The organism is Pseudomonas sp. WPR_5_2 (genome assembly GCF_003634475.1).
Lineage (GTDB): Bacteria > Pseudomonadota > Gammaproteobacteria > Pseudomonadales > Pseudomonadaceae > Aquipseudomonas > Aquipseudomonas izuensis.
This window is the reverse complement of the sequence record NZ_RBLA01000004.1, coordinates 103,671-119,791: the sequence shown is the minus strand read 5'-3', so window position 1 is coordinate 119,791 and position 16,121 is coordinate 103,671. Positions and strand designations below refer to the sequence as shown.

Genomic DNA, 16,121 nt, shown 5'->3' with positions numbered 1-16,121 from the left:
CCCCCGATCATCAGGACGTCCGCCCATGCCGCAAGGTTTTGCTCCGCGTTACCCCTTGGTGCTGGTCCCGGGAATGCTCGGGTACGTGCGGTTGCTGCTCTATCCGTACTGGTACGGGATCGTTTCGGCGTTGCGCCAGGGCGGTGCCGTGGTGTTTGCGGTGCAAGTGTCGCCGATCAACTCCAACGAAGTGCGGGGCGAACAATTGCTCGCGCGGATCGAAGAGATTCTGCGCGAAACCGGTGCCGAAAAGGTCAACTTGATTGGCCACAGCCAGGGCGCGTTGGCCGCTCGGTACGCTGCCGCCAAGCGACCGGATCGGGTGGCGTCGGTGACGTCGGTGGCGGGGCCGAATCATGGCTCGGAGCTGGCGGACTATCTGCATCACCACTATCCCCATGACAGTGTCCGTTGCAGGCTGCTGAGCTTTTTGCTGCGCCTGGTCGGGGCGTTGATGAGCCTGCTGGAAACCGGTTATCGCGGGCCAAAGCTTCCGGTGGATATCCATAAGGCCCATCACTCGCTCACCACTGAAGGTGTGGCGCTGTTCAATCAGCGTTATCCACAGGGGGTGCCCGAAACCTGGGGCGGACAGGGCGCAGAAGAGGTGAACGGCGTGCGTTATTACTCTTGGTCCGGCACCTTGCAGCCAGGCAAGACCGATCGCGGACGCAACCTCCTCGACGGCACCAACCGCACTTGCCGATTGTTTGCCAGAAGCTTCGTGCGCGAGGCCGGCCATTGCGACGGGATGGTCGGACGCTACAGCTCACACTTGGGGACGGTGATTGGCGATGAGTATCCACTGGACCACTTCGACATCGTCAATCAGTCGCTGGGATGGGTGGGCAAGGGGGGCGAGCCGGTGCGGTTGTTTGTCGAGCATGCGGCGCGGTTAAAAGCAGCAGGGCTTTAGACCGCGTGATTTTCTTCGCGAGCAGGTTCGCTCCCACAGGGGAATGCATTTCAAATGTGGGAGCGAGCCTGCTCGCGAAAGGGCCAGATCAGGCAATACTGACCCTTCTGCTCAACACCGTCGTCCAACGCTCCGAAAGAACCACCCCACCCAGCGTCAACACCCCACCCACCAGGTGATACATCGCCAATTGTTCATGCAGCACCCCCGCCGCAATCAGCGCAGTCATCACCGGCAGCAAATTGAAGAACAACGTGGTCCGGCTCGGCCCCAGGCGCACCACGGCCTGCATCCAGGCCAGGGGCGCCAGCATCGAGGCCAGCAGGCAGGCATACAGCACCAGCGGAATGTTCTGCAGGGTCGGGCCGATTTTCGGTGAGGCGAGGAACAATGGAAACAGCACCACCACCGCCACCAGCACCTGCAAATACAACAACACCAGCGGTGGCAACTTCAGCTGCCATTTTTTCAACAGTGTGCTGTAGATCGCATAGGCCAGCGTGGCGACCAGCATCATCGCATCACCCAGGTTCACCCCGTGCTCCAGCAACACGTCGAGGCTGCCGGAGGAAACGACCACCAGAACTCCGGCGAACGACAGGACCGCACCGGCCAGTGCCCCGGCGGTCAGGCGCTGGCCGAGGCTGATGATCGCCATGGCCAGGGACATCAAGGGCATCAGCGACAGGATAATGCCCATATTGGTGGCCGAGGTCAGGGCCGCAGCAAAGTACGCCAGACTCTGATAGACCGCCATGCCGAGCACGCCGAGGATGAAAATCTTGCCAAGATTCGGGCGAATCGCCGGCCAGTGGGCGATCACCGGTTTGAGCAGGAAGGGCGTGAACAATAGTCCGGCAAGCAGCCAGCGGTAAAAGCCGATCTCGGCGGGGAAGATCGCCCCGGCCGACATTTTTGTGATCACGGTGTTGCCGGCCCAGATAAAAATGGCCAGCAGGGGATAAGCGTATTGCATCGGGGAAAACCATAACGTTAATGAGGGGCGATTATCCCCTGTCTGGATACAGGCCTATACTTCGATCCAGACAACCCGCCCCTGATTCCGGACAGCATGACCCATAAACACATCGACTTGCTGGATTTCAGCGAACTGCCGGCCCCGGTGTACTTTCGTTATGCCGATTTCGATGCCCACCGCTTTGCTTCGGCGCACCGGCATCCATGGGGCACGCTGGAATATTCGGCCCATGGCGTGTTGCACATGGAGATCGGCGGCAGCCGCTTCATGTCACCGCCGCAATACGCCGTGTGGGTACCGCCCCAGACCGAGCACAGTTTCTACAGCAACCAGCCGATCAACTACCGCGCGGTCTGTCTCGCGCCGACGCTTTGCCATGAATTGCCGCCACAAGCCTGCACCCTGGCCATCAGCGACATCCTCAAGGCCATCCTCAAGGATTTCGCCGCCCGGGACGTGAAGATTCCCGAGCAGGACGCGGACCGGCGCCTGGCCCAGGTGTTGGTGGATCAACTGCAACTGGCGCCGGTACACGAGTGCTACCTGCCCTACGCCAGCAGCGCGGGGCTGCTCGGCATTCTCGAAGCCCTGCAGAATGAGCCAGGGGATAACCGGCCATTGGCGGGTTGGGCGGCGCACATTCATGTCAGCGAGCGCACCCTGGCGCGGCAGTTTGTCCGTGAGTTGGGCATGAGTTTTGGCGAGTGGCGCCAGCGCCTGCGGTTTCTCGCGGCCATCGAAGCGCTGGACAGCCATCGCAGCATTCAGGAAATCGCCTTCGACATGGGCTATAGCACCGGCTCTGCGTTTATAGCGATGTTCCAGCGCCAGGCCGGGTGCACGCCGGAGCAGTACCGACGTAGCCATCTGGAGAACAGGAAGGTGTAACAGCTGTTGTCTACACTCCATGGCGAGGCCGTTCCCCTCGGTGCGGCAACAAGGAGAAAACTCCATGAAGATGTTGCGTGTCCCTTTGTTGATGATCGGTTTGCTGCTCTGCTCCCAGAGTTTCGCCGCCACTGAACAACAGAACAAGATGACCACCTGCAACGCCGACGCCACCGCAAAAAGCCTCAAGGGCGATGAGCGCAAAGCCTTCATGAGCACTTGCCTCAAGGCGGCACCGGCAGCGAACGATGCCGGCAAAGCCTTGACTCCGCAGCAAGAGAAGATGAAGACCTGCAATGCCGATGCGGCGACCAAAGCCCTGAAGGGGGATGCGCGCAAGGCGTTCATGAGTGATTGCCTGAAGAAAAAATAGGCATTGATCGGGGTTCTGTGGTGGTTGTGAGGGCCTCTTCGCGAGCAGGCTCGCTCCCACATTTGTACTGTGTACACAATTCCACTGTGGGAGCGAGCCTGCTCGCGAAGGGGCCGATAAGGACGCTGCAAATCTTGATCGTAACCCCGACCAAGGTCGCCCCACACAATCCCTAGTGCTCACACCGGATCGCTGGCAGACTGCCAATCCTTTTACGCCGTTCGTTTTGAGGCTGTATGCCAACGTTTTCTCAGCGTCATGTATTGCTGGTCATCAGCTGGGTCATCATTTTTGGCGGGCTGCTGCTGGTCATCCCACTGCGGTTGCTACCCAGCCTGCTGGCCGGGTTGCTGGTGTTCGAACTGGTCAACATGCTCACCCCGCAATTGCAGCGGCTGATTGAAGGTCGGCGTGCGCGCTGGCTGGCGGTGGCGTTGCTGGGGACGTTGGTGGTCAGCGTGTTGACGCTGATCTTTGCCGGCGCCATCAGCTTTCTGCTGCACGAGGCGGAAAACCCCGGCGCTTCCCTCGATAAATTCATGCACGTGGTCGATCGCGCCCGCGGGCAACTACCGCCGTTCATCGACGCCTACCTGCCGGCCAGCGCTGCGGAGTTTCGCGTGGCAATTGGCGAGTGGATGAGCAAACACCTCAGCGACCTGCAACTGGTGGGCAAGGACGCGGCGCACATGTTCGTGACGTTGCTGATCGGTATGGTGCTCGGCGCGATCATTGCCTTGCAGCGCGTGCCGGACCTGACCAAACGCATGCCTTTGGCCGCCGCGCTGTTCGATCGCCTGCACCTGCTGGTCCAGGCCTTTCGCAATATCGTCTTCGCGCAGATCAAGATTTCCCTGCTCAACACTGTCTTCACCGGGATTTTCCTGGCCGTAATCCTGCCGCTGTTCGGCATCAAGTTGCCGCTGACCAAGACGCTGATCGTCCTGACCTTCCTGCTCGGCCTGTTACCGGTGATCGGCAACCTGATGTCGAACACCCTGATCACCATCGTCGGCCTGTCGCTATCGATCTGGGTGGCCGTGGCGGCGCTGGGTTACCTGATTTTTATCCACAAGCTGGAATACTTCCTCAACGCGCGCATCGTCGGCGGGCAGATCAGTGCCAAGTCGTGGGAGTTGCTGCTGGCGATGCTGGTGTTCGAAGCCGCGTTCGGCCTGCCGGGGGTGGTGGCGGGGCCGATTTATTACGCGTATTTGAAGAGTGAGTTGAAGCTGGTGGGGATGGTTTGATAAAGCCTTTGTAGCGCCTGATGGGGCCTATTCGCGAGTAGGCTCGCTCCCACAGGGAACTGCATTCCATTGTGGGAGCGAGCCTGCTCGCGAAGGGCGCGCCTCGGTTTCGGATCAGTCCATGGTGCCGTAGCGCTTGGCCGCTTCAATGGCCAAACCACTGCCGATGCTGCCAAAGATATTGCCTTCCACATGCCGCGCATTCGGCAGCATCGCCGAGACACTGTTGCGCAGTGCCGGAATACCGCTCGAACCGCCTGTGAAGAACACCGTATCCACCTGATCGACTCGCACATCGGCATCCGCCAGCAATTGGCTGACGCTGTTGCGCACGCGTTCCAGCAAATTGTCGATGGCTGATTCGAACAGCGCACGGCTCAGTTCCACGCTTAAACCCGGTTCGATGCGGTCCAGAGGGACGATACGGCTATCGACGTGGGTCAGCTCAATCTTGGTTTCTTCTGTCAGCATGGCCAGCCAGTGCCCGGCACGCTGTTCGATCAGCTTGAACAGGCGATCGATGCCGCCGGTGTCTTCGATGTCGTAGCGCATGCTGCCCAGCGCCAGTTGCGACTTTTGCGAGTACACCGAGTTGATGGTGTGCCAGGTCGCCAGGTTCATGTGGTGGCTGGTGGGCATGTAGGCGCCACTCTTCATCCGGCTGCCGTAGCCGAACAGCGGCATGAGGCCCTGCAGGCTCAGTTGCTTGTCGAAATCGGTCCCGCCGATGTGCACACCGCCGGTGGCCAGGATGTCTTCGTGACGGTTATCCACACCCCGACGCTCGGGAGACAGGCGTACCAGCGAGAAGTCCGATGTACCCCCGCCGATGTCGACGATCAGCACCAGCTCTTCTTTCTCGATGGTCGACTCATAGTCGAACGCCGCGGCGATCGGTTCGAACTGGAACGAGACTTCCTTGAAACCGATTTTGCGCGCGACATCCACCAGCGTGTCTTCGGCTTCCTTGTCCGCCATCGGGTCGTCGTCGACAAAAAACACCGGCCGACCCAGTACCACCTCTTCGAATTCCCGACCGGCGGCGGCTTCGGCGCGCTGCTTCAGCTGACCGATGAACAGTCCGAGCAGGTCCTTGAACGGCATGGCCGTGCCCAGGACGCTGGTGTCGTGCTTGATCAGCTTGGAACCCAGCAGGCTCTTGAGCGAGCGCATCAGGCGGCCTTCGTAACCTTCCAGGTACTCGTGCAGCGCCAACCGGCCGTACACCGGGCGGCGTTCTTCCAGGTTGAAAAAGACCACCGAGGGCAGGGTGATCTTGTCGTCCTCCAGCGCGATCAGCGTTTCCACGCCGGGGCGCAGCCAGCCGACGGTGGAGTTGGACGTGCCAAAGTCGATGCCCACGGCACGGGCTGGAGATGCGTTTTTCATGTCTTTCGAGTTCCGGTTAAAAAACGGCCGCGCAGTGTATGCCAGAGCGGCACAGAATCGAAGGCCGGTTATCCGCTAAATCTTGCCGTTCACCGCTTGAAAGACGCGCCATCACCCCCAAACTACCCTGCATCAACCGGACAGCCCCGGGGCGAGCACAAGTCGCCCCGCCCGCTGCCGATAAACTTCTGATGCGCTGCCCGGTCACAACCTTGAGATCGGTCAACCTCTGCGCTGCAAACGAGCGCATGCTGTGGCAGGTGGCGCGACTTCGATAACGGATGGTGATTCCCGCGATGGACTTCAAAGACTATTACAAGATTCTCGGTGTGGAGCCGACGGCTGACGACAAGGCGATCAAGGCGGCCTATCGCAAGCTTGCGCGCAAATACCACCCCGACGTCAGCAAGGAAAAGGACGCCGAGTCCAAGTTCAAGGATGCGTCCGAAGCCTATGAAGCGCTGAAAAGCGCCGACAAACGCGCCGAATACGATGACTTGCGCCGCTATGGCCAGCACGGTCAGCCATTCCAGGGACCACCGGGCTGGCAGAGCCGTGGCGGTTTCGGCGGCGGTGGCCAGGACACCGGCGATTTTTCGGACTTCTTCAGTTCGATCTTCGGTAACCGTGGCCCGGGTTTCGGTGGTGGGCAGTCGCGTCGCAGCACCGGACGTCGAGGGCAGGACGTGGAAATGGAGCTGGGGGTTTTTCTCGAAGAAACCCTGTCCAACGAGTCGAAAAAAGTCACCTTCCAGGTGCCGCAATACAACGCGGCCGGCCAGCACGTGAGCAACACCCCTAAAAGCCTGAACGTGAAAATCCCCGCCGGCGTGACCGACGGCGAGCGCATCCGCCTCAAGGGCCAGGGTGCACCGGGCGTCGGCGGTGGCGTCAACGGCGATCTGTACCTGACGATTCGTTTCGCGCCGCATCCGAAATTCGACGTCGAAGGCGAAAACCTGATCATCACGCTGCCGCTGGCACCGTGGGAGCTGGCGCTGGGCACCGAAGTCGCCGTGCCGACCCTGACCGGCAAGATCAACCTCAAGGTCCCGGCCGGCAGCCAGAATGGCCAGCGCATGCGCGCCAAGGGGCACGGTTTGATGAACAAGGCCGGTGAGCGGGGTTACCTGTTCGTGCAACTGAAGGCTGTCATGCCGAAAAAATCCGACGATGACATCAAGGCCTTGTGGCAGGAACTGGCGAAGAAAGCCGCGTTCGACCCCAGAGAGCACTTCTGATTTGGAACCAAGGAGCTACTGACTATGAGCAGTCCCCTGATCGTTCAACTGGACCTGGCAGAATTCTGTGAGGCGACCGAGCTGTCGGACGTCTACGTGATCGAGATTGTCGAGCACGGCATCCTCGAACCTCAGGGCGCCGTGCCCAAGGACTGGCGTTTCACCGATTACGAACTGACCCTGGCCAAACGGGCCGCCAAGCTGCGCCATGACCTGGAGCTGGACTGGGAAGGGGTTGCCCTGGCGTTGGACCTGCTTGAAGAGGTTCAGCAGCTGCGGGCGGAGAACCGGATGCTCAAGCAGCGGTTGGGGCGGTTGGTGGTGGAGTAGGCATCTTCAGGTGTCATCAACCTGTCGGAGTAAGGCTCACCTATGAGCTGGACCATTCGACCGCTATCGTGATGAGTCACACTTCTAGTGCCTACTTTTTTCGGTTCTGATTGCCCTCCCTTGTTTGTGCAAATCAATCAGTTCACGCCTACTAAGAGTGGGATAGCTTTCATTTACGTTATTCAAAGAATAACGGTACTCGATACCGTTTGGCAGTGTTCTTATCGGAGGTAGAGGCACAGTAGGGAATCGAAATGTCTCTTTATTCCAGATGTTGGTTGAACTCCAGGTGGAGTCAATTACCTGACCTCCGGTGTCATTTATACGGGGAACAGGGGGCCTTTGTTTTGGCGGAATTGAAAGAGGCGTATCACGCCAAGATCCGTAGTCGATGAAGTGGCGTTCGGACACAACAGTCTCAGTGAGAGTTTCCCTGGTGAGTGCCGGTATGGTTTTGGATTTCGTTTTGGACGGAACTGTGGAGACCACTTCAGCGACATCGGAGATAAGGGGACTTAAGCTAGACGTACTGGATGCTCCAGCTATAGTTTTCCTCGTTTTTCCAAAATGCTTCAGTGCACGTAACATGTGCCCCGTCGGATCCGTAAAGTTCCTCGGATCCCCCGCACAATACGCATATGCATTCCCCCCTCCCTTCCCAAACGGGCTCCAACTGTCCGGACTATGGAATCGCATCAATATTGGGTTGTAAACGCGGTAGCCTTTACCGAGGAAATACCAACCAATAGCCCTTTCGCACAATTCACCATTGAACCCCAGATGCGAGGCAATCTTCTGCTGCGCGGACTGCCGACCGTAGGGGGAATAAGCGATGGAATTATGCTGGGCCCCTGCGAGTTCGGCGTGTATCGAGTTTTTGTCGTCGGGCGCCAGCAGTATCGCGCGTGGCTGGGTAACAGAGGGCAGGTTGGGCATGGCGACGTCTTCCTTGGTAAGGGAACCCGGAGCAACACCCTCAGTTTGACTCGACCAGAAAGGGCTGGGAACTAGCAGAACTGATAGTGAGACATGTAGGAGCTCCTACACAGCTCCTGCAAGTCCTACCCGTTCTTGCGCGGCAACACCACGGTAAATAGCGTCCCCTCCAATTCGCTGGAACTGACCTCCACCGTCCCGCCGTGCGCATCGACCACTTCCTTGACGATGAACAACCCCAGCCCGAGGCTGGTGGATGGCCGGCCTAGTTCTTCGTCGGCGCTGCGTATCAGCGGGTCGAAGATCGTGCCGATGTCCTGCTCGGCGATCGGAGTGCCGTAGTTGTGCACCGTGAGGCGAACGGTGTCGGGCTCACCGGTAAGTGTCAGCGTTACATCGCCTTTGGTCGAGCCATGCTGCAAGGCATTGCCGATAAGATTTTGCAACAACTGACTCAACCGCGCGGCATCCCAGTTGCCTTGCATGTCACCCGCGACGTTCAGCGTCGGATCGCACTCCGGGTTTCCCGCGCAGGCCTGGGCAATCGCTTCATGCGCCACGGCAGCCAGGTCCATGGGCGCCGGGTCTATGGGCAGGCTTTTGCCCAGACGACTGCGCACCAGTTCCAGCAAATCATTGACCATCGCCGCCATGTGCCGCGTGCCACGTTTGATGTTGTTGGCACAGGTCAGTGCATCGCCCTCCAACTGTGCTTTGCGCATCAGTAATTCGGTGGACATGCTCACCGCTTGCAAGGGCGCGCGCAGGTCATGGCCGAGAATCGCCAGGAAAATGTCCCGCGAACGATTGACCTGTTCGGCATAGGCCGCGGTGGACTCGGCGAGAGCTTCGTCGATGGCTTCGTTGAAACGGATCATGTCCTGGAAGTACGCCATGTCCGGTGATTCCAGGCTCTCGACCCACAAGCGAATCACACAGGCGCGCAGGTGGCGGAACTCGCTGGTCATCTGTACCAGGTCGAACCCCACGGTATGCCGCAGTTCGCCATGGCTGGCCCCGGCTTCGTCGAGGCTCGGGGTTTTCTCCGGCCCATCACCCCTGGCTTTAGCCATTTGCTCATTGGCGCTCTGCGGCTTGGTCATGTCCTGCGCGGCCGCCAGCAAAATGGCCTTGGCGTGGTCGCGCAGGGCCACCCGATCCATGTATTCGGCCGAGGGAGTGATGGTTTTGGCGAACTGCTCCCATTCATCGACGATACGGTCCGCCTGTTGCGTGATGAAATCGGGTAAGCGCATGGCGGAGTCCTGAGCATGTGAAGGCGGGTCGAGTCGAAATATTAGCTTCTTTGGGCTGGAATTAAAGCGACGCAGACAGGCAGCACAATGTGGGCTTGCCGAGGTGGTGCATAGATGTATGTGTAAACCTGCTTTTCGAACGATAGGCGGTGATTTTCTGCCTGTAACCAGCAGGTATTTGGACTTTTGTTTTGGGGCCGCGCGAATACGCTAATGACTCCATTTTTCATACAAAGGTTTTAACCATGGCCGATTTGCAAGGAAGCACTTCGACGACCGCTTTACCTGTGCCAGCAGTCAATAAAAGCATTCACGCGCATCGAGTGGCCAGTGTCATCCCCAATGCAATAAGACAGGCATCGAATGCCACGCTCGAGTCCATGCTGAATTTGAATCCCGCGATGCCGGATTGGTACATGAACACACGGGAGGTGAATCGGCAGCATCTTAAAGCGTTGATTGATGAACGCTGGCGTGTACAAGGTGAACTCGATGAGCTGCTGGGTAACCTGCAGCGTGAGATTGAGGTTTTTGCCAAGCCATTGCTCACCAATGCAATGAAGGAAAACTTCAACATTGGCGAAAAAACGGAGGATCTATCGCTGCAACTTTATGTGCCGGATAACCTTGTGTTCGGTATAGACACCGGCGTCAGCCGTGTCCGCCGCAGTTCTTTGCTTGCGGCGGCCCTGCATAATTTTGAAGAAGCGGAAACCCTGGCTGGAGCGTTTCGCAGCGGATCCGGTGTGTACAAAAATGACGCTCAAGGAGCTCCGGTATGCGTCAGTGTCATTACGCCGGATAAGTTCGCCAGTGTGTGCCGCAAGCTGGATATCGGTGGGCAATATCAAACTTATTTAAAGGCGCGATTGGCGCCGTCAAACACAAAGCAGCGGCTCGCCTTGCAGGAACGTTCGGTTGTCAGTGAAAAAGCCGCCTTCAAGTTGTCTGCGTTTATCGCCCGCTTGAAAGGCGAAGTCAGTGCCCGCGCCTATGCCCGACTTCGAGAAGTGGTGGATGGCCAATCCGGTATCACGCTAAATGGACGTCCCCTGCACAACCATCGTCTGTCCCTGATGGGATTCAGGCTGACAGGTGTGGTTCTTTTCAGTGCGGTGAGCGAGCCATCGATCGTGAAAGAGGCCATCGATGGCCTGACCCCTGACACTTTAAAGTTCTGGATCGACTGGTCACGACGCATTCCCGTTCTGCCGGGCCAGCAGTACGAGCAATTCAAATACCTCCAGGCGTTCTTTGCCAATGGGCCCGAGGGGGTGAAGGAAGAATGGCTGCGCAATGACGATATTTATCAACAGAGCCGCTTGAGCGGCCCGTTGATCGCCTACATCCCCGACGATCCGGATCATCCGCTGAGGGAATATGCCTCTCTGGCCGATTTCATGAAAACCCTCATAGGCCAGCTGCGCGACCCGCAATATCAGGCCTTTTTCAGCCGGTTCGTGGCGCAGAAGGACAAGGGGCGATTTTTCGCGCGGGTCAATGAACGCTTGAAAACCATCAGATGGCAACAACGAGAACCGCTCGACATGGGGCCGTGGTGGCGCGAGACCGCCATCGAAAACCCCAACGCGGAACCTGTCACCAACCTCATCGAGGGCGACTTGTGGATCACGTTGTTCCGGGAACGTCGGGACAAAGCCCTGGCCGACGCCCGGCAGATCGCCGTGCCAACCAATGACGAAGATGCTGCCACCCGCTGGAAACGCCTGACCAGCTACCTGGACATTGGCTGGAATGTGTTCAGTTTCGCCGCGATGCTGGTTCCCGGCGTGGGCGAAGTGGTGCTGGGCATCATGGCCGCACAAATGCTGGCGGAGTTGGTCGAGGGTTTAGAGGACTGGAGCAAGGGCGACAGGGAAGAGGCGTCAGCCCACATCAACGGGGTATTGATCAACTTCGCACAATTGGCCTTGATGGGCGCAGGCCACGTGTTGCCCAAGGGAACCGTGGTGCCGGTCAAGGTTTCGCCCTTTGTGGAAAATCTCAAACCTGTGCAATTCGAGGGCAAAGAGCGACTCTGGAACCCTGATCTGACGCCTTACCGGCATTCGATCACCCTGCCCGAAGCCTCGCAGGCAAATGACCTGGGGCTTTACTCGCACGAGAGCGGGCAGGTGCTGCGCCTGGATGACCAACACCATGTCGTTGCGCAAGACCCGGAAACCGGACGATACCGCCTTCAGCATCCCACCCGGCCAGAAACCTATCAGCCTGCGCTTGAGCACAACGGTGCCGGTAGCTGGAAAACCGAACTCGACCAACCGCTTGAATGGGACAGGATCCGGCTGCTGCGCCGCCTGGGGCCATTGGCCCAGGGCTTGTCCGATGAAAGCCTTGAGCAAGTAATGACCGTCAGCGGCGTACCGGAAAATGCATTGCGCCGTCTGCATGTCGAGCACGAAGTGCCTCCGGCGATGCTGGTTGACACCCTCAAGCGATTCAAGCTGTGGACCGAGACCGGCGACGTCAGCCGGTTCGATACGCTCTACAGACAAGGCAACGTCAGCGCCGATCAGCGGGCCAACCAACTGATCGGAGAGTATTCACAATTGCCAGCCAGCGTCGCCGAAGATCTGGTGCTCAACGCCGAGCCTGAGGATATGCGGCACCTGACAGAAAAACAGAGCCTTCCTTTACGGCTGCGGGAACAGACGGAAAAAGCCCTGGCACAGGTGCGATCGAGCCGGGCGTATGAGGGTCTTTACTTTGAGCGGTTGGCAACCAACGACACCCGCAGGCTAGAGCTGGCATCGGTGGCTGCTTTGCCGGGCTGGTCGGACAATGTGCGCATAGAGATTCGCTTGTATTCGTTCAGTGGTGAGTTGCAAGCCAGCATCGGCCCGGAAAATGCGCCTGTGCGCAAAGTGCTGGTGTGCGATGAGAGGGGCCGGTATGAGGCGCGGGACGAACAGGATCAGCACCTGCATGGCACTGACGATTTCTATGCGTCGGTATTGCACGCCTTGCCGGACAGCGAGCGAAAGGCCCTTGGGTATGACATTTATGAAGGGGGACGGCTGAGGCAGGCAATACAACGTTCGCCGCTGAGTCATGGGCAGTTCGAATCGATGCTGGATAAACATCCCATTCGCAAGCCGTTTTACGACCCGCAGCTTATGCGACTGCGCGGAGGCATGCAGGGCTATCGCCAACGGGTAGAAGAATCGATGTTGCACCGACAGCTCAGCTCGCTCTATCCGGGGTTCACCGAGGAGCAAGTCGCCACGCTGCTGACTGAATTTGGCGAGACGGCCGAACAACGAGTGACTGAACTGCAAGAGCAGTTCAATGAGCTGAACTACAAGTTCAGGGTCTGGATGGATACGCCGTCCCTGGCTTCCCGGATGAGCCCGGTGGGCATGGCGCAGCTGCGATCCAAAGAGCTGATTTACAAGGCGATCAGGCAATGCTGGCAAAGGACCGGACCGGTCGGGGTGGACGTTCCCGGTATTGTCAGCCCGCAGATGCTGAGGCTTGATGGCCTGCCCATGCACCTGCTGGGGAGCATGGCCGTGGAATTGCCGGGCTGGCCACCGGGTAAGGCGATAGAAGCTTTTGCGGGTGAAACGTTGAGCGGGGATTCGGTCAAGTACGGTAACCCCGATGCCAAGCCGCAAGACACCCTCAAAGTCTCTCGCTCGGACCTGATGCGCGGCCGATTGCCTCAACACGTCATCGGGTTCCTGAATGAGGCAGATATCAAGCAGCTGCAGCCCAACTACACGCCCAGAACGCCGGTGGAACGTATCAGCGCCTTGCAAAAGCAGTTGCAAGAGCAGGCTGTCAGCGCCAGGGGGCGATTGACACGCAGCCTCTACACCGAAGAGCAGTCATCTGCAGACACGGCGGTGGCTGTTGTACAACGTGCATTCAGTCGCTTGTCCGCAGCGATGGTCAAGGAATTGATGGTCGACGCCACCCCCGCCGAGCTGGCGACCCTGAACACCGACAGGCGCATTCCGTTACGCCTGGCCGAGGGGGCGCGCCGGCTGCAGCAGCAACTGCGTCTGACCCAGGCCTACGAAGGGCTACACCTCGATGCACTGGTGGACAAGGACAGCGAAATCCTGGCGCTCAATTCATTGAAAAATCTGCCTGGCTGGGTGAACGGTATCCGTCTCGAAGTACGGGAAGGCGGGCTGGAGGGTGAGCTGCGCGCCAGTTACGGTGCCGAGGATGCTCCCGAGCGCAAGGTGTTGGTGCGGGTGGGTGACGGTCGCTATGAGGCACGCAATGACCGGGACGAACACCTGCACGGTACCGACGATCTCTTTGGTTCGATTCAGCATGCCTTGCCCGATCGGCATCGTTTGTCCATCGGACTGCCCGAGGTTTCCCAGGGCGCACTGTTAAAGGCGACAGTCATTGAACATCAGTTACCCCCTGATCAACTTCGACCGCTGCTGAAGATGCAACCGCGCCGGCAACTGTTTTTCAAACCACCGACGCGTCTGTCCGGCGAGCGCATCGGGTACCCCTTGAGCGATCACCCCCGGACGAGTCAGTGGGAGCAGATCGCCGAGGAGCGGGTCCGGACACTTTATCCGGTGATGTCATCCGCGGAGGTCACGGCATTTATCGAGAGCATGGGGGACCGGCAGGAAACGATCCTGAGGAACCGCGAACGTGAATTCAAGCAACTCAATCACACCTTGCAAAACTGGCAGCGAGCGCAGATGGACGGGGTGTCTGCCGAAGAGCGCCGGACAGAGGATTTTGCCCGGGAGCGACACGCACGGTTGGCGATCATCAAGGCTCTCAAGCAAGCCTGGCAACGCACGGGAGAGCTGGACTTCGATATCCACGGCCAGCCCCTGGGCCAATTCTTGGATTTATCCAATGTGGATCTTGAGGGCCAGCTCGCTGAGCTGCCGCCGTTGACAGCCAATTTCGATCATGTGACCCACCTGGATTTGTCAGGTGCGGGTATAGACGTTGAGGTGGACGGGTTTTTACGCCATTTCCGGCGCCTGCGCCGGTTGAACCTGAGCAACAATGGTTTGTTCGAGTTGCCTGAACCCGTGGATCGTATGAGCAACCTGACCGAACTGGATCTGTCCGACAACCTGATCGAACTGGACCTGCCGGCAGTTGCCCGATTGCGCGGACTGACACGTCTGCAGTTCCTCGGGCTTGAAGGCAATCCCTTGGGATTGTCGCCTGATGTAGGACAGATGCCGGACCTGAGTATGCTGTTGTTGGGCGATACCGGACTGAATGCCTGGCCTGAAGGAATATTCGATCAGCCTCGGGGCCGGACGTTTGTCCTGGATTTGAGTGCCAACAGGCTTGAGCAGATCCCGCAAGTGGCATCCGGATCGGATGAGGCCGAGTTGGTGGCGCGCACGGTCATCAGTCCCGAACCTCGCTATGTTTCCGAACAGAATCTGCAAATCATCAGGGACTATCGCCAGTCAATCGGGCTGGAACCGGATCGGCCCTATCCACCCCGAGGCATGCTCGACAGTATTCATTGGAAAGCAGGCCTGACTGACGAGCAATGGCTGGACAAACAGAATGTGTGGGACAGTCTCGAAGATGAGTCAGGGTCCGAGCCGTTCTTCAGGGAACTGAGGAAACTCGCACAGTCCGCAGACGCCCTCAGTCCTGAAGAAGCAGCAAAAGCGGAGCTGTGCCACAAGGTCTGGACAATGATCGAGTCGGCTGCCGAAAACAGCACGCTTCGCACAGTACTCTTTCGCATGGCCACGGCTCCGACGACCTGTGTCGATGCCGGCGCGCAACTGTTCAACGCCATGGGCCTGGAAGTCTTGATTTATCAGGCGTATCGGCTGTACGCACACGATCTGATTGAAACCGCATTACTGGAATTGGCCCAGGGCAAGTCGCGCCTGGACGAACTGGGCAGGATTGCGCGCGAGCGTATTGGCGTGCTGTTGAGTGAGGGGCACGAATTTCCCCAATATGATGAGCAAGGTATGGCAATACCTCGTTTCGATAATCAGGGGCAGCCCGTTTCGAATATCGATGAGGTGGAGATCCATATGATCTACCCCACGCGATTGGCGCAGCGTCTGGATCTGCCGTGGCAGTCCCGGGAGATGAGGTTCCAGGTTCCCGAGGTCACCTCCGAGATGATTGAGCGCGCGCATGATCGGGTACTGCAAAAGGAACAGGGTGCGCAGTTGCAGCAGCGAATCATCGAGCAACCCTTCTGGGTTGACTACCTCAGGCGATCGAGCCCGGAGCTTTTCAAAGCGCTGCGCGACAAGGGCGAGATCGCACTGGACTTGCAGGCCGCGCAACAGGCGTGGGTCGACAGCGATTCAGCGGTGCACAGGATTCACTGGCGCTCGGAGGTCGTACGGTTGGCGAAACTGCTCGGCAAGCCGGACAGTGAGATCAGGCCTGGCACGGTCATGAGTGACGCGCAGTACTACGCTGAGATGGAAGCCATCGCAGGGCAAGAGCAGGCACTGATCCGCAGGTTGACCACCGAAGCCATGCAGCGCGCCAGATTGCCGCGTGCCGAAACTCCGTTCAAGGTCGAGGAGAGTCCTGCCTCTCGACCTTGATCGAAA

At 58.7% G+C, this 16,121-nt stretch carries 11 protein-coding genes; 7 read left to right on the top strand and 4 right to left on the bottom strand.

Going from position 1 to position 16,121, the window contains the following annotated elements; all coding sequences use genetic code 11:
- Positions 1 to 25 precede the first annotated feature (25 nt).
- A complete protein-coding gene (locus BJ917_RS16215; RefSeq protein WP_096513658.1) occupies positions 26 to 916 on the top strand; it encodes a triacylglycerol lipase in 891 nt (296 codons plus the stop codon).
- Between the two features lie 88 nt (positions 917 to 1,004).
- Here the strand turns inward: BJ917_RS16215 and BJ917_RS16210 are convergent, their stop codons facing one another.
- Positions 1,005 to 1,892, bottom strand: a complete 888-nt coding sequence (locus BJ917_RS16210) for a DMT family transporter (protein WP_096513657.1) — start codon at positions 1,890 to 1,892, stop codon at positions 1,005 to 1,007.
- Between the two features lie 96 nt (positions 1,893 to 1,988).
- Between BJ917_RS16210 and BJ917_RS16205 the strand changes: the two genes are divergently transcribed.
- From BJ917_RS16205 to BJ917_RS16195, 3 genes are all read left to right on the top strand, one after another.
- On the top strand, positions 1,989 to 2,783 hold the full coding sequence (locus BJ917_RS16205) for a helix-turn-helix transcriptional regulator (RefSeq protein WP_121103846.1): 795 nt from the start codon (positions 1,989 to 1,991) through the stop codon (positions 2,781 to 2,783).
- 64 nt (positions 2,784 to 2,847) lie between these two features.
- Positions 2,848 to 3,156, top strand: a complete 309-nt coding sequence (locus BJ917_RS16200; RefSeq protein ID WP_096513655.1) for a PsiF family protein — start codon at positions 2,848 to 2,850, stop codon at positions 3,154 to 3,156.
- Between the two features lie 236 nt (positions 3,157 to 3,392).
- Positions 3,393 to 4,406: an AI-2E family transporter gene (locus BJ917_RS16195; protein ID WP_096513654.1), complete on the top strand. Its 1,014-nt coding sequence runs from the start codon at positions 3,393 to 3,395 to the stop codon at positions 4,404 to 4,406.
- Between the two features lie 114 nt (positions 4,407 to 4,520).
- On the opposite strand, the gene BJ917_RS16190 is transcribed toward BJ917_RS16195, so the two are convergent.
- Entirely contained in the window at positions 4,521 to 5,795 is a 1,275-nt protein-coding gene (locus BJ917_RS16190; RefSeq protein ID WP_096513653.1) for an Hsp70 family protein, read from the bottom strand.
- Positions 5,796 to 6,091: 296 nt separating this feature from the next.
- Here BJ917_RS16190 and BJ917_RS16185 point away from each other — a divergent pair, with 296 nt between their 5' ends.
- Together BJ917_RS16185 and BJ917_RS16180 are read left to right on the top strand one after the other, a co-directional pair.
- Positions 6,092 to 7,036, top strand: coding sequence for a DnaJ C-terminal domain-containing protein (locus tag BJ917_RS16185; protein ID WP_096513652.1), 945 nt, complete (start codon positions 6,092 to 6,094; stop codon positions 7,034 to 7,036).
- A 24-nt stretch (positions 7,037 to 7,060) separates the two neighbouring features.
- Positions 7,061 to 7,366, top strand: coding sequence for a chaperone modulator CbpM (locus BJ917_RS16180; RefSeq protein WP_121103845.1), 306 nt, complete (start codon positions 7,061 to 7,063; stop codon positions 7,364 to 7,366).
- An 84-nt stretch (positions 7,367 to 7,450) separates the two neighbouring features.
- Here the strand turns inward: BJ917_RS16180 and BJ917_RS16175 are convergent, their stop codons facing one another.
- A complete protein-coding gene (locus BJ917_RS16175) occupies positions 7,451 to 8,302 on the bottom strand; it encodes an RHS repeat-associated core domain-containing protein (RefSeq protein WP_121103844.1) in 852 nt (283 codons plus the stop codon).
- Positions 8,303 to 8,427: 125 nt separating this feature from the next.
- Entirely contained in the window at positions 8,428 to 9,558 is a 1,131-nt protein-coding gene (locus BJ917_RS16170) for a sensor histidine kinase KdpD (protein WP_096513649.1), read from the bottom strand.
- 245 nt (positions 9,559 to 9,803) lie between these two features.
- Here BJ917_RS16170 and BJ917_RS16165 point away from each other — a divergent pair, with 245 nt between their 5' ends.
- On the top strand, positions 9,804 to 16,115 hold the full coding sequence (locus tag BJ917_RS16165) for a dermonecrotic toxin domain-containing protein (RefSeq protein ID WP_147432574.1): 6,312 nt from the start codon (positions 9,804 to 9,806) through the stop codon (positions 16,113 to 16,115).
- Positions 16,116 to 16,121 lie beyond the last annotated feature (6 nt).

Excerpts from the sequence above, each read along its gene's own strand:
- BJ917_RS16215 (WP_096513658.1), top strand. The coding sequence starts at position 26 with ATGCCGCAAGGTTTTGCTCCGCGTTACCCCTTGGTGCTGGTCCCGGGA.
- BJ917_RS16210 (WP_096513657.1), bottom strand. The coding sequence starts at position 1,892 with ATGCAATACGCTTATCCCCTGCTGGCCATTTTTATCTGGGCCGGCAAC.
- BJ917_RS16205 (WP_121103846.1), top strand. The coding sequence starts at position 1,989 with ATGACCCATAAACACATCGACTTGCTGGATTTCAGCGAACTGCCGGCC.
- BJ917_RS16200 (WP_096513655.1), top strand. The coding sequence starts at position 2,848 with ATGAAGATGTTGCGTGTCCCTTTGTTGATGATCGGTTTGCTGCTCTGC.
- BJ917_RS16195 (WP_096513654.1), top strand. The coding sequence starts at position 3,393 with ATGCCAACGTTTTCTCAGCGTCATGTATTGCTGGTCATCAGCTGGGTC.
- BJ917_RS16190 (WP_096513653.1), bottom strand. The coding sequence starts at position 5,795 with ATGAAAAACGCATCTCCAGCCCGTGCCGTGGGCATCGACTTTGGCACG.
- BJ917_RS16185 (WP_096513652.1), top strand. The coding sequence starts at position 6,092 with ATGGACTTCAAAGACTATTACAAGATTCTCGGTGTGGAGCCGACGGCT.
- BJ917_RS16180 (WP_121103845.1), top strand. The coding sequence starts at position 7,061 with ATGAGCAGTCCCCTGATCGTTCAACTGGACCTGGCAGAATTCTGTGAG.
- BJ917_RS16175 (WP_121103844.1), bottom strand. The coding sequence starts at position 8,302 with ATGCCCAACCTGCCCTCTGTTACCCAGCCACGCGCGATACTGCTGGCG.
- BJ917_RS16170 (WP_096513649.1), bottom strand. The coding sequence starts at position 9,558 with ATGCGCTTACCCGATTTCATCACGCAACAGGCGGACCGTATCGTCGAT.
- BJ917_RS16165 (WP_147432574.1), top strand. The coding sequence starts at position 9,804 with ATGGCCGATTTGCAAGGAAGCACTTCGACGACCGCTTTACCTGTGCCA.